At 69.8% G+C, this 16,555-nt stretch carries 16 protein-coding genes and 1 pseudogene; 1 reads left to right on the forward strand and 16 read right to left on the reverse strand.

Annotated elements, in window-relative coordinates:
• Positions 1 to 34 precede the first annotated feature (34 nt).
• From ACYVD5_RS08495 to ACYVD5_RS08565, 15 genes and pseudogenes are all read right to left on the reverse strand, one after another.
• Complete coding sequence (locus tag ACYVD5_RS08495; protein ID WP_461000393.1) at positions 35 to 442, reverse strand: F0F1 ATP synthase subunit epsilon; 408 nt, start codon at positions 440 to 442, stop codon at positions 35 to 37.
• A gap of 78 nt (positions 443 to 520) precedes the next feature.
• Entirely contained in the window at positions 521 to 1,963 is a 1,443-nt protein-coding gene (gene atpD, locus ACYVD5_RS08500; RefSeq protein ID WP_461000394.1) for a F0F1 ATP synthase subunit beta, read from the reverse strand.
• Positions 1,964 to 1,967: 4 nt separating this feature from the next.
• A complete protein-coding gene (locus ACYVD5_RS08505) occupies positions 1,968 to 2,885 on the reverse strand; it encodes a F0F1 ATP synthase subunit gamma (RefSeq protein WP_461000395.1) in 918 nt (305 codons plus the stop codon).
• Between the two features lie 3 nt (positions 2,886 to 2,888).
• On the reverse strand, positions 2,889 to 4,532 hold the full coding sequence (atpA, locus tag ACYVD5_RS08510; protein ID WP_461000396.1) for a F0F1 ATP synthase subunit alpha: 1,644 nt from the start codon (positions 4,530 to 4,532) through the stop codon (positions 2,889 to 2,891).
• 77 nt (positions 4,533 to 4,609) lie between these two features.
• Positions 4,610 to 5,419, reverse strand: a complete 810-nt coding sequence (locus tag ACYVD5_RS08515) for a F0F1 ATP synthase subunit delta (protein WP_461000397.1) — start codon at positions 5,417 to 5,419, stop codon at positions 4,610 to 4,612.
• Positions 5,419 to 5,958 (reverse strand): F0F1 ATP synthase subunit B, encoded by a 540-nt coding sequence (gene atpF / locus ACYVD5_RS08520; protein WP_461000398.1) that lies wholly within the window; start codon positions 5,956 to 5,958, stop codon positions 5,419 to 5,421. Before atpF ends, ACYVD5_RS08515 begins: the two co-directional genes overlap by 1 nt.
• Positions 5,959 to 5,991: 33 nt before the next feature.
• Positions 5,992 to 6,204, reverse strand: a complete 213-nt coding sequence (atpE, locus tag ACYVD5_RS08525; protein WP_461000399.1) for an ATP synthase F0 subunit C — start codon at positions 6,202 to 6,204, stop codon at positions 5,992 to 5,994.
• Positions 6,205 to 6,307: 103 nt separating this feature from the next.
• Positions 6,308 to 7,150: a F0F1 ATP synthase subunit A gene (atpB, locus tag ACYVD5_RS08530; protein WP_461000408.1), complete on the reverse strand. Its 843-nt coding sequence runs from the start codon at positions 7,148 to 7,150 to the stop codon at positions 6,308 to 6,310.
• Between the two features lie 311 nt (positions 7,151 to 7,461).
• A complete protein-coding gene (locus ACYVD5_RS08535; protein ID WP_461000400.1) occupies positions 7,462 to 7,959 on the reverse strand; it encodes a hypothetical protein in 498 nt (165 codons plus the stop codon).
• A gap of 350 nt (positions 7,960 to 8,309) precedes the next feature.
• The gene (locus tag ACYVD5_RS08540) at positions 8,310 to 9,458 is read right to left on the reverse strand and encodes an MraY family glycosyltransferase (protein ID WP_461000401.1); all 1,149 of its coding nucleotides are present in this window, start codon (positions 9,456 to 9,458) and stop codon (positions 8,310 to 8,312) included.
• A gap of 1,106 nt (positions 9,459 to 10,564) precedes the next feature.
• A pseudogene (locus ACYVD5_RS08545) lies at positions 10,565 to 11,350 on the reverse strand (L-threonylcarbamoyladenylate synthase); the annotation flags it as partial.
• 169 nt (positions 11,351 to 11,519) lie between these two features.
• Positions 11,520 to 12,377 carry a peptide chain release factor N(5)-glutamine methyltransferase gene (gene prmC, locus ACYVD5_RS08550; protein WP_461000402.1) on the reverse strand — a complete coding sequence of 286 codons (858 nt, stop codon included), beginning with the start codon at positions 12,375 to 12,377 and terminating at the stop codon, positions 11,520 to 11,522.
• A complete protein-coding gene (prfA, locus tag ACYVD5_RS08555; RefSeq protein ID WP_461000403.1) occupies positions 12,374 to 13,441 on the reverse strand; it encodes a peptide chain release factor 1 in 1,068 nt (355 codons plus the stop codon). The genes prmC and prfA overlap by 4 nt, the downstream gene beginning before the upstream one ends.
• A gap of 212 nt (positions 13,442 to 13,653) precedes the next feature.
• Positions 13,654 to 13,869, reverse strand: coding sequence for a 50S ribosomal protein L31 (gene rpmE / locus ACYVD5_RS08560; protein WP_461000404.1), 216 nt, complete (start codon positions 13,867 to 13,869; stop codon positions 13,654 to 13,656).
• 289 nt (positions 13,870 to 14,158) lie between these two features.
• Positions 14,159 to 15,034, reverse strand: coding sequence for an alpha/beta fold hydrolase (locus ACYVD5_RS08565; RefSeq protein WP_461000405.1), 876 nt, complete (start codon positions 15,032 to 15,034; stop codon positions 14,159 to 14,161).
• 80 nt (positions 15,035 to 15,114) lie between these two features.
• Here ACYVD5_RS08565 and ACYVD5_RS08570 point away from each other — a divergent pair, with 80 nt between their 5' ends.
• Positions 15,115 to 15,645, forward strand: a complete 531-nt coding sequence (locus ACYVD5_RS08570) for a CGNR zinc finger domain-containing protein (RefSeq protein WP_461000406.1) — start codon at positions 15,115 to 15,117, stop codon at positions 15,643 to 15,645.
• A gap of 6 nt (positions 15,646 to 15,651) precedes the next feature.
• On the opposite strand, the gene ACYVD5_RS08575 is transcribed toward ACYVD5_RS08570, so the two are convergent.
• On the reverse strand, positions 15,652 to 16,555 hold a 904-nt coding region (locus ACYVD5_RS08575), incomplete at its 5' end, for an L-lactate permease (protein WP_461000407.1).

Consider the following 16,555-nt stretch of genomic DNA (forward strand, 5'->3'; position numbering starts at 1 on the left):
GCATCTCCCCTTGCTCAGCGCCTGCCCGCGCCGCTCATACGGTTTCCCCGGCGGCCGCCAGGCGGCTGCGCGCCCGTGCGGCCCGCGCCTGGGCTTCCTCATCCTCCGCGGAGATCCCTTGCGTTTCGGCGTCGCTCAGCGCCGCCCTTGCCCGCTCGGTGTCGACATCCTCGGCCAGCTCGGCGATCTCGGCCAGGATGGACACCCGGTCCCCCAGCGTCACGACCATGAAGCCGCCGTGGACCGCCGCGCGGACCTCGCCCTTCTCCCGGCCGCCGATCACACGCACCACGGCCCCCGGGGCGAGCAGCGCCAGCACCGGGGTGTGTCCGGGCTGCACACCGATCTCGCCCTCGGTGGTCTTGGCGATGACCATGTCGCCCTCGCCGGCCCACAGCTCCTGCTCTGGCGAGACGATCTCGACGAAAAGCTTCTTCGACACTGCCACAAACTCCTCTGCTAGTGGGCGGATTCGCGGGACGCGGTCGGCCGCCGGTGCCGACCGCGTCCCGCTGAACGTCTAGCCCTGCAGCGTCTTGGCCTTCTCGACGGCCATCTCGATGTTGCCGACGTCGAGGAACGCCTGCTCGGGCAGGTGGTCGTACTCGCCGTCGCAGACCGCCTTGAACGAGGCGATGGTCTCCTCCAGCGGGACGAACACGCCCGGGTTGCTGGTGAACTTCTCGGCCACGAACATGTTCTGCGAGAGGAACCGCTCCAGGCGGCGCGCGCGCTCGACGGTGATCTTGTCCTCTTCGGACAGCTCGTCGATACCCAGAATCGCGATCTGGTCCTGCAGGTCGTTGTTGCGCTGCAGAATCCCGATGACCCGCTGGGCGACGTCGTAGTGCTCCTGGCCCACGTACTGCGGGTCGAGGATGCGCGAGGTCGACGCGAGCGGGTCGACAGCCGGGTAGATACCCTTCTGCGAAATCGGCCGCGAAAGCTCGGTGGTGGCGTCCAGGTGGGCGAACGTGGTCGCCGGAGCCGGGTCGGTGTAGTCGTCGGCGGGCACGTAGATCGCCTGCATCGAGGTGATCGAGTTGCCGCGGGTCGACGTGATCCGCTCCTGCAGCACGCCCATCTCGTCGGCCAGGTTGGGCTGGTAGCCCACCGCCGAGGGCATGCGGCCCAGCAGCGTCGAGACCTCCTGGCCGGCCTGGGTGAACCGGAAGATGTTGTCGATGAACAGCAGCACGTCCTGGTTCTGCACATCGCGGAAGTACTCCGCCATGGTCAGCGCGGACAGCGCCACACGCAACCGGGTGCCGGGCGGCTCGTCCATCTGGCCGAAGACGAGCGCGGTGTCGGGGAGGACCCCCATCTCGCCCATCTCCAGGAACAGGTCGGTGCCCTCGCGGGTGCGCTCGCCGACACCGGCGAACACCGACACACCGCCGAAGTTGCGGGCGATACGGGTGATCATCTCCTGGATGAGCACCGTCTTGCCCACACCGGCACCACCGAACAGGCCGATCTTCCCGCCGCGCACGTAGGGCGTGAGCAGGTCGATGACCTTGATGCCGGTCACCATCATCTCGGTCTTCGACTCAAGCTGGTCGAAGGGCGGGGCCGTGCGGTGGATGGGCCAGCGGTCCTGGATGTCCAGGTCGGCCTTTGCCACGTCCATGGGCTCGCCGAGGGCGTTGAACACGTGGCCCTTGACCACGTCGCCCACCGGCACGCTGATCGGTTCGCCGGTGTCGCGGACCTCGGCGCCGCGCACCATGCCGTCCTGAGGGGCCAGGCTGATGGTGCGGACCAGGTTGTCACCCAGGTGCTGGGCGACCTCCAGGGTCACGGTCCGCTCCTCGCCGCCGAGGGTGACATCGGTGTGCAGGGCGTTGTTCAGGGGAGGCAGGGCGCCGACCGGGAACTCCACGTCGACGACCGGGCCGGTGACCCGGGCGATCCGCCCGGTGGCCGTGCCAGGCGCGGCCGTCCCTTCAACAGTCGCAGTCAATTTCTTACTCACTTCCCGCGCTGGCACCAGCGAGCGCGTCAGCGCCGCCGACGATCTCGCTGATCTCGTTGGTGATCTCCGCCTGGCGGGCTTGGTTGGCCTGGCGGGTCAAGGTGTGGACAAGCTCCTCGGCGTTGTCGGTGGCCGCCTTCATGGCGTTGCGGCGCGACGCCTGCTGGGAGGCGGCCGACTCCAGGAGCGCGAAATAGATCCGGTTCGCGACGTACTGGGGCAGCAGCCGGTCCAGCGCCTCCTCGGCGGAGGGCTCGAACTCGTACAGCGGCAGGGGGCCCTGCTCGGCCTCCAGCACCTTCGGCTCGACCTCTTCGACCTCCAGCGGCAGCGCGCGGCGGGCCGTGGAGTTCTGGGTCAGCATGGACACGAACTCGGTCGAGACGATGTGGATCTCGTCCACGCCGCCCTCGGTCGCGCTGTCCATGGTGAACCGGTCCATCAGGACCTGGCCGATCTCCTTGGCCTCCAGATAGGTCGGGCGCTCGGTGATGCCCTCCCAGGTCTGCTCCATGGGGCGCTGCCGGAACTGGTTGTAGGCGATGCCCTTGCGGCCCACCACGTACTGGAGGACCTCTTTGCCCTGGTTGCGCAGCAGCGCGGTCAGGGACTCGGACTCCTTGATCGCGTTGGCCGTGAACGCGCCGGCGAGCCCCTTGTCGCTGGTGATGACCAGGACGGCGGCCCGGGTCGGGGTTTCGGACTCGTGCAGCAGCGGGTGATCGCTCACCCGCTGGGCCAGCGCCGAAACCGCCCGGGTGATCTCGCGCGCATAGGGCTCGGCCGCCTGCATCACCCGTTGGGCACGGGTGATGCGGGTGGTGGCGATGAGCTCCATCGCGCGGGTGATCTTCGCCATCGACTTGGTCGAGCGGATCCGCCGGCGGTAGACGCGAAGCTGTGCTCCCATGGGCTACTTCCCGCTGCTCTTGGCGACCTTGATGGTCTCTTGGCCGACCTTGCTCTCCTCAAGCGCCTCCGCTTCGGCCTCGGAGCCGAGCACGGTGCCGGCCGAGGTCTGGAAGGTCAGCTTGAACTCCGCGATCGCGTCCTTGACGGCGGCCTCGGTCTCGGGCGGGAACTTGCCGGTCTCGCGGATGTTGCCGAGGAGCTCGGCGTGCTCGCGGGAGAGGTAGTCCAGGAAGTCCGCCTCGAAGCGGCGCACGTCCTCGGTCGGCACGTCGTCGAGCTGGCCGTTGGTGCCCGCCCAGATGGAGACGACTTCCTGCTCCATCGGGAACGGCGCGTACTGGCCCTGCTTGAGCAGCTCCATGAGCCGCTCGCCGCGCTCCAGCTGCGCCTTGGACACCGCGTCCAGGTCCGAACCGAAGGCGGCGAAGGCCTGCAGCTCGCGGAACTGGGCCAGGCCCAGCCGCAGCGAACCGGTGACGTTCTTCACCGCCTTGGTCTGGGCCGCACCGCCCACACGCGAGACCGACACACCGACGTTGATCGCCGGGCGCTGGCCCTGGTTGAACAGGTCGGTCTCCAGGAACACCTGGCCGTCGGTGATGGAGATGACGTTGGTGGGGATGTAGGCCGAGACGTCGTTGGCCTTGGTCTCAATGATCGGCAGGCCGGTCATCGACCCCGCGCCCATTTCGTCGGAGAGCTTCGCGCAGCGCTCCAGCAGGCGGGAGTGCAGGTAGAAGACGTCGCCGGGGTAGGCTTCGCGGCCCGGCGGGCGGCGCAGCAGCAGCGAGACCGCGCGGTAGGCCTCGGCCTGCTTGGTGAGGTCGTCGAAGACGATCAGCACGTGCTTGCCGTCGTACATCCAGTGCTGGCCGATGGCCGAACCGGTGTAGGGCGCCAGGTATTTGAAACCGGCGGGGTCGGAGGCGGGGGCGGCGACGATGGTGGTGTACTCCATCGCGCCGGCCTCCTCCAGCGCACCCCGGACTCCGGCGATGGTCGAGCCCTTCTGGCCGACGGCGACGTAGATGCAGCGGACCTGCTTCGCGGGGTCGCCGGACTCCCAGTTGGACTTCTGGTTGATGATCGTGTCGATGCCGATCGCGGTCTTGCCGGTCTGGCGGTCGCCGATGATCAACTGCCGCTGGCCGCGGCCGATGGGGGTCATCGAGTCGATGGCCTTGATACCGGTCTGCATGGGCTCGCCAACAGGCTGGCGCTGCATGACCGAGGGGGCCTGGACCTCGAGGTCGCGGCGCTCGGTGGTCTCGATCTCGCCCTGGCCGTCGATCGGCTTGCCCAGCGGGTCGACGACCCTGCCGAGGAAATTGTCGCCCACCGGCACCGAGAGCACCTGGCCAGTGCGGCGCACCGACTGGCCCTCTTCGATCTGGGAGAACTCGCCCAGGACGATCGCGCCGATCTCGCCGATCTCCAGGTTCTGGGCCAGGCCCAGGGTTCCGTCTTCGAATTGCAGCAGCTCGTTCGCCATCGCCGAGGGAAGACCACCCACGCGCGCGATCCCGTCACCCGAGTAGGTGACTGTGCCGATCTCTTCGCGTGCGGCGGCGTCGGGCTCGTACGACTGGACGAAGCGCTGCAGCGCGTTCCGGATCTCCTCCGGCCGGATCGTCAGCTCCGCCATCTCACGTATGTCCTTGCTCTCGAGTGGCGCCGCGTTGCCCGGCGCCGGTGCGTTCTGCTTGGGGGTGGATCGTCGCCTCAGCCGGCCAGGCGGCGTCGGACCTCGTTGAGCCGCCCGGCGATAGTGCCATCGATGACTTCGTCGCCTACACGGATGGACATACCGCCCATGATCGAGGGGTCGACGTCGATGTTCAGGTGGATCGGCCGCCCGTAGGCCCGGGACAGGCTCGCGCGCAGGCGCTCTTGCTGGCCCTCGCTCAGCGGGAGCGCCGTGCGCACCAGCGCCACATAGCGCTGGGCACGCTCGGCCACGAGCTGCCCGAAGTACTCCAAGCCGACTTCCAGGGTACGTCCCCGCGGATGCGTGACGGCCTGGCTGACCAGCGTGGTCGTGGCCCGGTCGGCCTTGCCGGCGAGCAGCTCGGCGACGAGTTCGCCCTTGCGGTCGGCGGGGACGGCATCGTCGGTCAGTGCTGCACGCAGCTCGGCCTCGCCGGCGAGCACCCGGCCGAACCGGAAGAGCTCGTCCTCCAGCTCGCCGAGCCGCTGCTCGGTCTCGGCGGCTGCGATGGTCGCGAAGACCGCCGCCCGCTCGATCGCGTCGACAAGGTCGCGCTGGCGCGACCAGTGGGCCTGGACGACGTCACCGACCACCATGACGGTGGACGGCGACACCTTCGACTCCAGCAGCTCGCCGACCAGGCCGGATTTGGCCTCGGCCGGGTTGGCCGGGTCGGCCAGCCACCGCCGCAGGGAGTGCTCCTGTCCCAGGAGCCCGACGACCTCGAAGAGTTCGCGGCCCAGTGCGGCGGTATCGGCCGACTCCAGCACGGTGCCGAGGCGTTCGGTGACCGCCTCCAGGGAGGCGCGGCTGATGCCCCGCATCAGCGCGCCCCGGCCTGGGAGGCGTTCTCGCCCTGCTCCAGCTCGTCCAGGAACCGGTCGACGACCCGGGTCTGGGCGGCGCTGTCGCTGAGCGTCTCACCGACGATCCGGGCGGCGAGATCGGTGGAAAGGGACCCGATCTCGGTGCGCAGCTGCGCAAAGGCGTGCTGGCGGTCGGCCTCGATCTGGGCGTGTGCGGCGTCGATGATCCGCTGCGCCTCGGTCTGGGCCTCTTCGCGCGCCTCGGCGATGATGGAGGCGCGCTGCTCCTTGGCCTTCTCCAGCTCCCTGGCGTACTCGCGGTGCGCCTCGTCCAGCTTCTCGCGGTACTGCTGGCGGATCTCCTCCGCCTCCGCTTCCGCCTTCCGCGCGCGGTCGATGCCACCCTCGATCTGGTTGGCCCGCTCGTCGAGGGCGGACATCAGCCGCGGCCACATGCGATAGACGACCAGGGCGAACAGGAAGAGGGCGATCGCGCCGAAGGTGAATTCGTCCCAGTGGATCCGCAGGATATTTCCCTGCTCGGCTGCCAGGTTCATATGGCTGGCATCTCCTCCGCGTTGATGGCCGTCTTACTGCTGGATGATCGCGAGCACGAAACCGAGAATGGCGAGTGCCTCGACGACGGCGAAACCGAAGATCATCTGGGTCTGCAGCACGCCGCGGGCCTCGGGCTGGCGGGCGATGGCCTGCACGCCCAAGCCGAAGATGAGACCGACGCCGATGCCGGGGCCGATGGCGGCGAGGCCGTAACCGATGGTCGCGAGGCTACCGGTGATTTCCATTGAATTCCCTTACTCGAACTCGCCGGCGGGTATGGATTCCGCCGGACTGGCGTTGCTTTTCTACGGGGTTGGTGCCGGACTGCGCGCACCGGGCCTCAGGCCGCTAGTGCGAGGTCTCCATTGCCTGGCCGATGTAGACGGAGGAAAGGAGAACGAACACATAGGCCTGGACGGCCATGATGAACAGTTCAAAGACGGTGAAGATCAGGAATCCGATCAGCGCGATTCCGGAATACCCCACCGATACCGCACCGAGCGCAGCGCCCATCGGCGTGGTCGGGTTGAACATGTAGAACCCGCCGGCGGCGAAAACCGCCAGGAGCAGGTGGCCCGCCAGGATGACCGCGAAGAGCCGCAGTGCGTGGGTGAGGGGCCGGATGAGGAAGTTCGACAGCGCCTCGATCGGCGTGACCAGGATCAGCAGGTACCAGGGCACCCCGGCCGGCATCGTGTGCGCCTTGATGTGGGCCCCGAGACCGTTGCGCCGGATGCCGACGCCGTTCCACAGCACGTAGACGAACAGGGCCAGCATGGCGGGAATCGCCAGGTTGGAGGTCACCGGCAACTGCAGGCCCGGTATCAGCCCCATCACGTTCATCGAGAAGATGAAGATGAACAGGGTCACCATGATGGGGACGTACTTGTCGCCCGCCTTGCCCATGGTGTTGCGGGTGATCTGGTTGCGGATGAACTCCACGAAGAGCTCGGCCACGCTCTGCAGCCGGCCCGGCACGACCTTGGCGTTGCGGGTGGCGAAGTACCAGAACCCCGCAGCCAGCAGCAGCGCGACGATCAGGACCAGCAGGTACTTCGTGATACCCGAGGTACCGGGAAGCCCGAACTCCAACCAGGGTTCGGGAAAGAACAGGCTGGTCGAGGGGGGTGTAAAGCCGCATCCGTGGGTGTTGAAGATGTGGCAGCCTTCTTCGGACGCGGCGCTGTGCAGGCCGGCGGCCACGTTGCTGTGTATGTTCACCGCTCCTCGCTCGCTACACGGCCGACGCACACGGCGGCCACATCGGCGTCGTGACGCAACTCAATCCTCGATGTTTTCGGGCGGTACCGCGCCGCTCACGTGGAGACGCCGGCTACCGGACTGGACGTTCAGGATCCGAAGAGATGGGAGAAGAACCTCATACCGCCGCGGCTGGGACGTTCGGGGGGATCGCCGCCTGCACGGTTGTTCGTCTCGCTCCGGAAGATAGCAGTAGGCGAATCTTGTTCGCACATCGCCCTTAGCGGGCGTTTTCGCCGGATTCACCGGTCGCTCCCGGCACCGACACCGGTCCGGGGATCCGTGGACTCGGGGCCATCGGAGCCGTCATCACCGTCGGGACCCTCGTCGCCATCGGCGTCTTGACCGAAAGGCTCCACCGTCAGCCGCCGCACCCGCACGCCGGCAATGGCCTGGCCCGCGAGCCAGACGATTACGCAGGCCAGCGCGGTCCACGCAAACGAGTAGTGGTGGAAGGCCGTGGTTCCGCCGAACATGACCAGCGCCACTGCCAGCACACCGATCTTGGTCGTATAGACCAGGAAGGCGATGGGCAGCAGCAGATGGGGATGGTGCTGCCCGGTCCAGGCGATGGCGTAAGCGGAGACGGCAAAGAACGCCAAGACCAGCAGCGCCGCCAATACGGCACCGATGAGGCCCGGCACACCTGCCATGACTGAGGAGGCGACTGCGGCCGCCACACCGACGGCGGCCGTGGGAATCGCGGCGCCGCGGAGAATCCGGGCGTCGTGTTCCTGCATGAAAGAGACTCCGGTGGCTGTGCTGTGTGGGGTGCTTGCTCGTGAAAGCTATCACAAGGATTCGGGCACCCGAACACGGGTGGCCTTCACGGTCACCTCACCCGCGTCCGCGGTGTACACAGCACCGGGGTATGCACGCAGCTCATCAGGTTTGTCGCCGCAGTCGTTCGACCGCAGGTCATGTGCCGTTCGGCTGGATTCGGCCTCCAGGTTCAGACGGGTTCAGGGGTTTCGGTTCGCAGCGGGCCGGGTCGATGGATGATCGCCGAAGCGGTTGCCGCCGAAGCGCGGAGCCTGCGCCGGCCGGGGATGCCCGGCGGTGCCAGGAGAAGTGATCACCGTCTCGCCCCCTACTCCGCGGCCACCGACGAGGACTCCGCGGACGCCTGCTCCCGGGTCCCCCGCGCCGCGCGGCGGCGCCGCAACCGCGGCAGCGTGATAAGCCCCACCGCGCAGGCGGCCACCAGCAGGGCCACGGTCAGCACCACGAACGGGGTGTCGAACACCGAGAGCGACACCGAGGCGAAGGCGATGATGGCCGCCCACAGGTACATCAGCAGCACCGCGCGGGCGTGGGAATGGCCCAGCTCCAGCAAGCGGTGGTGCAGGTGCTTCTTGTCGGGGGCGAAGGGCGACTTGCCGGCCAGGGTGCGGCGCACCACGGCGAGCACCAGGTCGGCCAGCGGCAGCGCAATGACCAGCAACGGCAGTGCCACCGGCAGGAACAGCGCGATGCCGTGCACACTGGTGCGGCCTTCGGGGTAGAACTGGCCGGTCACGGTAATGGTGATGGAGGCCAGCAGCAGCCCGAGCAGCATCGCGCCGGTATCGCCCATGAACACGCGGGCGGGGTTGAAATTGTGCAGCAGGAAGCCGATACAGACCCCGGCCAGGATGATCGCGATCATGGCGGGGTAGGACTGCCGCTCGAAGCCCTGGTCGATGGCAGCGACGTAGTAGTACGCGAAGAACGCGAACGCCGAGATGGCCACGATGCCCGCGGCCAGGCCGTCCAACCCGTCGGCGAAATTCACCGCGTTGATGGTGACCACGATCAGCAGCACCGAGATCAGCGCACCCAGCCACGGCCCCAGGGAGAGTTGGGTGCCCGGCATCGGCAGCCACAGCATCTGCACGCCGGAGTACACCATGATGCCCGCCGCCAGGGTCTGGCCCGCGAGCTTGGGAACCGCCCCCATGCCCCACCGGTCGTCGATGATCCCGATGACGACGATCACGCCGCCCGCCAGCAGCAGCCCGCGCCAGGTGTTGTAGACGAAGACGTCCTGCAGGTGCGGCAGCCGGTAGGAGATCAGCAGGGCCGCGGCGAAACCGCCGTAGATCGCGATCCCGCCCATGCGCGGGATGGGCTCGCTGTGCACGTCGCGGTCGCGCACCGGGGGCACCGCGCCGATGGCGATCGCCGCTCGCCGCACAAAGGGCGTGAGCAGATAGGTGACCGCCAGGGCGATGACAAAGGTGAGCGCATACTCACGCACGGCGTGTCAGGTGCCTTCCTCGAATCGGGCGCCGACGGCTGGGAGCCGGCGGAGGCGGTCGGCGGTTCGGCGCCGGCCGGGGATTGCTGCTTGCGGTCGCCGGAGGCGGCACGGCCGCGATCGGGCGATCGGCGCGGACGGCGGGCTGCCAACAGCCGCTCGGCGGGCCCGGTGGTCCACCGCGGGCGGCTGATCGCGACGCGGTACGAGCGGCGCCGAACACGGCCGCCGCTGCCAAGACCGCGGTGCAGCCGAACCTAGCACTACCCGGCGGCGGTGCGCGGCAACACAAAGCGATCACAGAGCGTGAAAAGTGTGTTCCACGCCATCTGCGGCGACCACCCGGAGCAGCTGCTCCGCCGAGGGGTACCGGCCGCGCGGCACGGCGGTGCGCGCCTTGGTGATCGCCGCGGCCACCTGCACGGCAGGGCCCGGCACGCAACTGTGCGCCCGCATGGTACGGGACGCGCACAGCCACACAGCCGCTGCGCACCAGTGCGATCGGGCGCTGCGGTCCAGCCCCGGCACACGGGCCCGGGACCGGGTGCGCACCCGCGCTCAGCAGCGTCCCCGACCGGGCCGCCGTGCCCGCCGGCCCGGATTGCGCACGTCCGGCGGCACACCGCCGGGCCCGGTTCCGCGCCCGCCGCGCTCCGTAGCCACCGCCGGTGCACGCGCAGGCCATTTTTTTGCGCTTTCTTAGCGCCGGCCGTCACCGCGGGTCGCCGCCGAGCGCTGCCGGGGCCGCGGTGCCCGCCGGTTCCGGGAGCCGGAGCCGGGGGCACCGCGGCGGGCACAGGCCGTCAGTCCGAGTCGCGGGCCGGCCGCTGCTCGGGGCCGGCGGCGCCGACCGGGTCGCCACCGGTACCGCCCGCCGCGGTCTCCGCGGGCCGGCCGGCGCGCTCCTCGTCCTCCGTGTGTTCCCCGTGGGGCGCGGGCGCGCCGCTGCCAGCGGCGGCGTCCGGCCCCTCCGCCGCCTCCGGGCGGTCCGCGGCGTCCGCGGTGTCCGCAGCGGCGGTGCCGGTGGTGGTGTCGGCGGTGCCGCCGGCGGCCGCGGTACCCGTTGCGGCCCCGGCGCCCGCTGTACTCGCAGCGCTCTGCGGCGCGCTCTCGGGGCTCTCGCCGGACTCCGCGGGCCCGGCGGGGACGGTGCCTTCGGAGGGGCGCTCCGCCGCGCTCTCAGTGCTCTCAGCGCCGTCGGTGCCGTCTTCGGCGCCCTCCTCGACCTCGCCCTTGGCCCTGCGCTTGGGAACGCCGATCACCGTGCCGCAGACCGAGCGCAGGCGCTGGACCGGAATCGCTCCGTCGCGCAGCACGCGCGGGACCGCATAGGTCAGGTCGACGATGGTGGACGGTGTCTCGTCGTCGCACGCTCCGCCGTCGAGGTAGACCGCAACCGCGTCGCCCAGCTGCTTTTCGGCTTCCTCGGCCGTAGTGGCCGCCGGGTTGCCGGACACGTTGGCGCTGCTGACGGCCATGGGCCCGACCTCCTTGAGCAGCTCCAGGGCGACCGGGTGCATCGGCATGCGCACCGCCACGGTGCCCTTGGTGTCGCCGAGGTCCCACGACAGGCTCGGGGCGGCCGTGCAGACGATGGTCAGCGGCCCCGGCCAGAACTCCTCGATGAGGTCCTGGCCGTAGTTGCCCAGGTCTTCGATGAGTGCCTGGGCCGCGCGCACCGAGCCCACCAGAACGGGCGGCGGCATGTCGCGGCCGCGGCCCTTCGCGCCGAGCAGCCCTGCGACGGCGTCGGGACTGAACGCGTCGGCGCCGATCCCGTAAACGGTGTCGGTCGGCAGCACAACAAGCTCGCCCCGGCGGACGGTCGACGCCGCGTCGGCGATGCCGTCCTTGCGCCCCTGCACGTCAGCGCAGTCGTAACTGCGGCTCACCTGAGGTCACCCCATCTCTTGTCGGCGCCCGCCGGGCGCGCAGGGCCGCCTGGGCCCCTCATCGGATCCGTTGTTCGTCGGGTATCCGCGTTGCGGTGAATCGTCGCATTCCGCGGATCCGTGTCCCGCACCGCGGCACCACTCCCGCCGACCGCCGGCCTGCGCACCATCAGTCGCCGCCCCTGCGCATGACGACGAAGCGGTCGCGGTGGGCGAGGTCCTTGCGGTTGCGGACATCGCACCAGCCCTGGTCTTCGGGGAAGAGCCGGGGAATGTCGATGCCCTGGCCGTCGCCGTGTTCGATCGCCATGGCGCCGCCGGGGCGCAGCAGCCTGCGCCCGACCGCCTCAAGGTCGCGGATGGTTTCGAGGCCGTCGTCGCCGGCCCACAGCGCCGCGCCGGGATCGTGGTTGCGGACCTCAGGCGGTACGTGCGCGGAGTCGGCGGTGGGCACGTAGGGCGGGTTGGAGATCAGCAGGTCCAGCCGCCCGTCCAGATCGGGCAGCGACCCGCGCAGATCGCCGCGGTGGGCGGTGATCCGGTCGGCGTGCCCGCTGGCCTCGATGTTGCGTTGGGCCCAGCCCAGCGCACCGGGGTCGAGTTCGACGGCGTGCACCCGCGAACGGGGCACTTCCTGGGCGATGGAGATGGCGATGGCGCCCGACCCGGTGCCGAGGTCGGCGACCAGGGGGTCGGCGACGTCCATGGCGCGCAGGGTGTCGATCGCCCAGCCGACCATGATCTCGGTTTCGGGCCGGGGTACGAAGACACCGGGGCCCACCTGCAGTTCCAGGTAGCGGAAGAAGGCGCGGCCGGTGATGTGCTGGAGCGGTTCGCGCGCGGCCCGGCGCGCCACGCACTCCCAGTAGAGCGCGTCGAAGTCGGAGTCGGCGACCCCGTGCAGCTCTCCTCGACGGACGCCGTGCACGAACGCCGCGAGTTCTTCGGCGTCGGTGCGGGGCGAGGGGACGCCCGCATCGGCCAGCCGCAGCGTGGCCCGGGCGACCTCGTCGAGCAGGAAGTTCATGACTCCGCCTGCTCCAGCCTTTCCTTGGTGTCGGCGTCGATGAGCGCCTGCAGGACCCCCTCCAGGTCGCCATCGAGGACCTGGTCAAGGTTGTAGGCCTTGTATCCGACACGGTGGTCGGAGATGCGGTTCTCCGGGAAATTGTAGGTGCGGACGCGCTCGGAGCGGTCGACCGTGCGCACCTGGCTCTTGCGTTCGGCGGCGGCATCGGCGTCGGCGCTGGCCTGGGCCTCGGCGTACAGGCGGGCGCGCAGGATGCGCAGCGCCTGCTCCTTGTTCTGGAGCTGGCTCTTCTCGTTCTGGCACGACACCACGATGCCGCTGGGCAGGTGGGTTATGCGCACCGCGGAGTCGGTGGTGTTGACGCTCTGCCCGCCCGGCCCGGAGGAGCGGAAGACGTCCACGCGCAGATCGTTGTCGTGGATCTCGACCTCGACGTCCTCGGCCTCGGGCACGACGAGGACCCCGGCAGCGGAGGTGTGGATGCGGCCCTGCGACTCGGTGACGGGTACGCGCTGGACGCGGTGCACTCCGCCCTCGAACTTGAGCTGGGGCCAGACGCCCTGGCCGGCCTCGGGGGTGCCCTTGTTCTTGAAGGCGATGGTGATGTCCTTGTAACCGCCCAGTTCGGAAGGCGTCGAGTTGATGATCTCGGTCTTCCAGCCCTTCCGCTCGGCGTAGCGCAGGTACATGCGCACCAGGTCGCCCGCGAACAGGGCCGATTCCTCGCCGCCCTCGCCGGCCTTGACCTCCATGATGAGGTTCTTGTCGTCGGCGGGGTCGCGCGGGATGAGCAGGTAGTGCAGGCGTTCGGTCAGCGACTCGCGGCTCTTGGCGAGCTGCCGGGCCTCCTCGGCGAAGGCCGCGTCCTCGCCGGCGAGTTCGTTGGCGGCCTCGATGTCGGACTCGACCTGCATCAGTTCGCGGTAAGCGGCGATGATCGGCGTGAGCTGGGAGTAACGCTTGCCCAGGGAGCGCGCCTGCGCCGGGGAGGCGTGCACGGCGGGATCCGCGAGCTGCTGTTCCAGCTCGTAGTACTCGCCCAGGAGGTCGTCCAGCTTCACTTCAAGTCCAGCTTCCGTCGATGGCGTGGTTCTTCGAGAGCGTGCCCGGTTGCCGGCGGCTCCGCACGCCGCACGGTCCGGTGGCCGCGCCCGCGCGGGCCGCAGCGGCCGGGCCGGCAGCACCGGCCGCAGATGCGGCGACCGATAAGCAGCGGCGCCGGCCGCGCGGACCGAACACGTCGGAACCGCGCGCCCCGGCGCCGCCTGCGGAGCTACTTGGCGGAGCGCTTGCCGAAGCGCTTCTCGAAGCGGGCGACCCGGCCGCCGGTGTCCATGATCTTCTGCTTGCCGGTGTAGAACGGGTGGCAGGCAGAGCAGATGTCGGCCCGGATTTCACCCGACGAGGCGGTACTGCGGGTGGTGAAGGTGTTCCCACACGTGCAGGTGACGTGGGTGAGAACGTACTCGGGGTGAATGTCGGCTTTCACGTGGATCTCCTCGCTAGTGGCGGTCGCCGGGCGCACACGGCAGAGCGCGCGGTGCTGCGCGCCGCATCGGGCTGCCGCTCTGATGGCGTGAACCGGTACCGCGGCGGTCGTATACCAGTTTGCCAGACCTCCGAACAAGAACCGACCAGCGGCTATTCCCCACGTCCCGGCTGCGCGGGCGGCCGGCCGTTCGAACGGCCGGATGCGCGGTCGGGCGAGCGGGCGCGGGCCGCTGCGGAACCCGGCCGTGCAGCATCCGCCCGCCCGGTCCGGGCGCTCGCTACGGGCGTTACGCCGCCGGTTCGGCTGCGGTCAGAAACCCGCGGATGTACCCGGCCACGGTGTCCAGGTGGCTTTCGAGCAGGAAGTGCCCGCCTCCGGCGACAAGGTGGATCTGTGCGTCCGGCAGGTCCCGGGCAAAGGCGCGGGCTCCGTCCGGGCCGAAGATCTCATCGCCTGCGCCCCAGACCGCGAGCAGCGGCACGCGGTGCTCCCGGAAGTATTCGTGCACCCGGGGGTAGAGCGGCCGGTTGTTCGCGTAGTCGCGGAACAGGGCGAGCTGCACGAGATCGTTGCCCGGCCGGTTGACCTCGCGGTGGTCGGCGGCCCAGGTGTCGGGGTCGACCAGCTCGGGCCGGTCCACCCCGTGCAGGTACTGCCAGCGGATCGCCTCAAGCGAGAGGGCGGCGCGGACGCCGGGTTCGGTCCGGGGCCCCGGGTCGGCGGAGTACGCCCACACCGGCTCCCAGAATTCGGGGACGAAGCCGTCCTCGTAGGCGTTGCCGTTCTGCGTGATCACCGCGGTGACGGCATCCGGGTTGCGCAGGGCCAGCCGCCAGCCGACGGGGGCGCCGTAGTCCTGGACGTATATGGCGTAGCGGGTGGCGCCGAGCCGGTCCAGCAGGGCTTCGGTTATGTCGGTCAGCGCGTCGAAGGTGTAGGCGAACCCGTTGGCGTCCGGGGCATCGGAGTTGCCGAAGCCGAGGTGGTCGGGAGCGATGATGTGGAACCGGTCGGCCAGCGCCGGAATGAGGTGGCGGAACATGCGGGAGCTGGTGGGGTATCCGTGCAGGAGCACGAGCGTGGGCGCCTCGCGGGGGCCTGCCTCGCGGTAGAAGATGCGGTGCCCGTGCACTGTCGCGTACTGGTGGCGAACCTCAGCCATGACTAACCCCTTAGATGTCTTTTGATGGTTAAGTCTGGCGCTCATTAGACCGTCCATCGGGTAACCTGTCAAACGGATCAATGGAGTTAGATAGGAAGGTGGGGGCCGTGCTGGACGACCAAGCCCTGCTGCAGGCGCTGAACAGCACCCCTGTTTCCGATGGCCGGCACCGCGACCTGTGGAGCGACGACCGCGAGGTCGGCAGGTGGGCCCGCGAGCACGGCGGCAGCGGCGGCGATGAGGAGCGCCGGTGGCTGCGCACCGCCCGCGACGCGCTCCAGGCGGTCGAGACCGGCGCACCGGCCCAGCCCCGGCTGCGCCGCGTCCTCGCGGGCGTCCGCAAGGTCCCCCGGCCCAGCGCATCGGGCATCGAATGGCACCTGGAGGCACCGCCCGAGCGCAGGCTCGCCGTTGAACTCGTACTCGCATGGGCCGACGTCAAAGAACGGCTGCCCGGCCGCCTGCGGCCGTGCGAGAACACGGAATGCCGCCTTTTCCTGCTGGACCGCAGCCGCGCCAACACCGCGCGGTGGTGCTCGATGAAGACCTGCGGCAACCGCATCAAGGCCCGCCGGCACCAGGCCCGCGCCCGGGAGGCGCAACCCGAGTAGAGCCCGTTAGGTCGTGCCGGTCCCGCGGGCCGCGCGGCGCATGAGCACCACCAGGGCCGCCAGCGCGCCCAGCACCAGCACGAGCAGCAGCGCTCCCGGGTTCGGGCCGAGCCCGTAGGCCAGCAGGTAGGTCAGCGCACCCGCTGTCAGCAGGTAGTACAGCAGCGCGATCGCGGCCTGGCGGATCAGGTCGCCCTCGCGCCCCACCAGCCCGACCACGGCGGAGGCCGCGACCACGTTGTGCACGGTGATCATGTTGCCCGCGGCACCTCCGACGGCCTGGCCGGCCACGACCACCTCCGGGGGCACCCCGATCTGCGCGCCGGTGGAGAACTGGAACAGCGAGAACATCAGGTTCGAGACGGTGTTGCTTCCGGCGACGAACGCGCCCAGCGCACCGATCCACGGGGCGAACAGCGGCCAGGCTCCCCCGGCGAGTTCGGCGGCGCCGTGGGCCAGGGTGAGCGGCATGCTCTGCAGGTCGCCGCCGCTGAACTCGGCCCCGGAGTTGATGAAGACCCGGACCAGCGGGACCGCGAAAAGCAGGGCCACCGCGGCTCCGGCGAGCTGCCCGCCGGCCATCCGCCAGGACGCGGCGATCCGGCCGCCGCCCATGCGGTGCAGTCCGTAGGTGACCAGGCAGGCCAGGATGAAGACCGCCCCGGGCGAGTACAGCGGTTGCACGGCCTCGCCGATGGAGGTGCCGAACAGTCCGTCCGCGCCGATCTCGACGCTCTGCAGCAGTTCCGGCGCCCCGGGCAGGATGCGGGTGGCCACCAGCACCGCGGCCACCAGCAGGTAGGGCGACCAGGCCCGCAGCAGGCCGATAGCGGGTACCGCCGGTGCGCCGGCGCCCGTGCCGGTACCGGTGCCGGTCGCGGCGTCGGTATCGACGAGCGCGAACCGGCCG

This window comes from Streptomonospora sediminis (genome assembly GCF_054778995.1).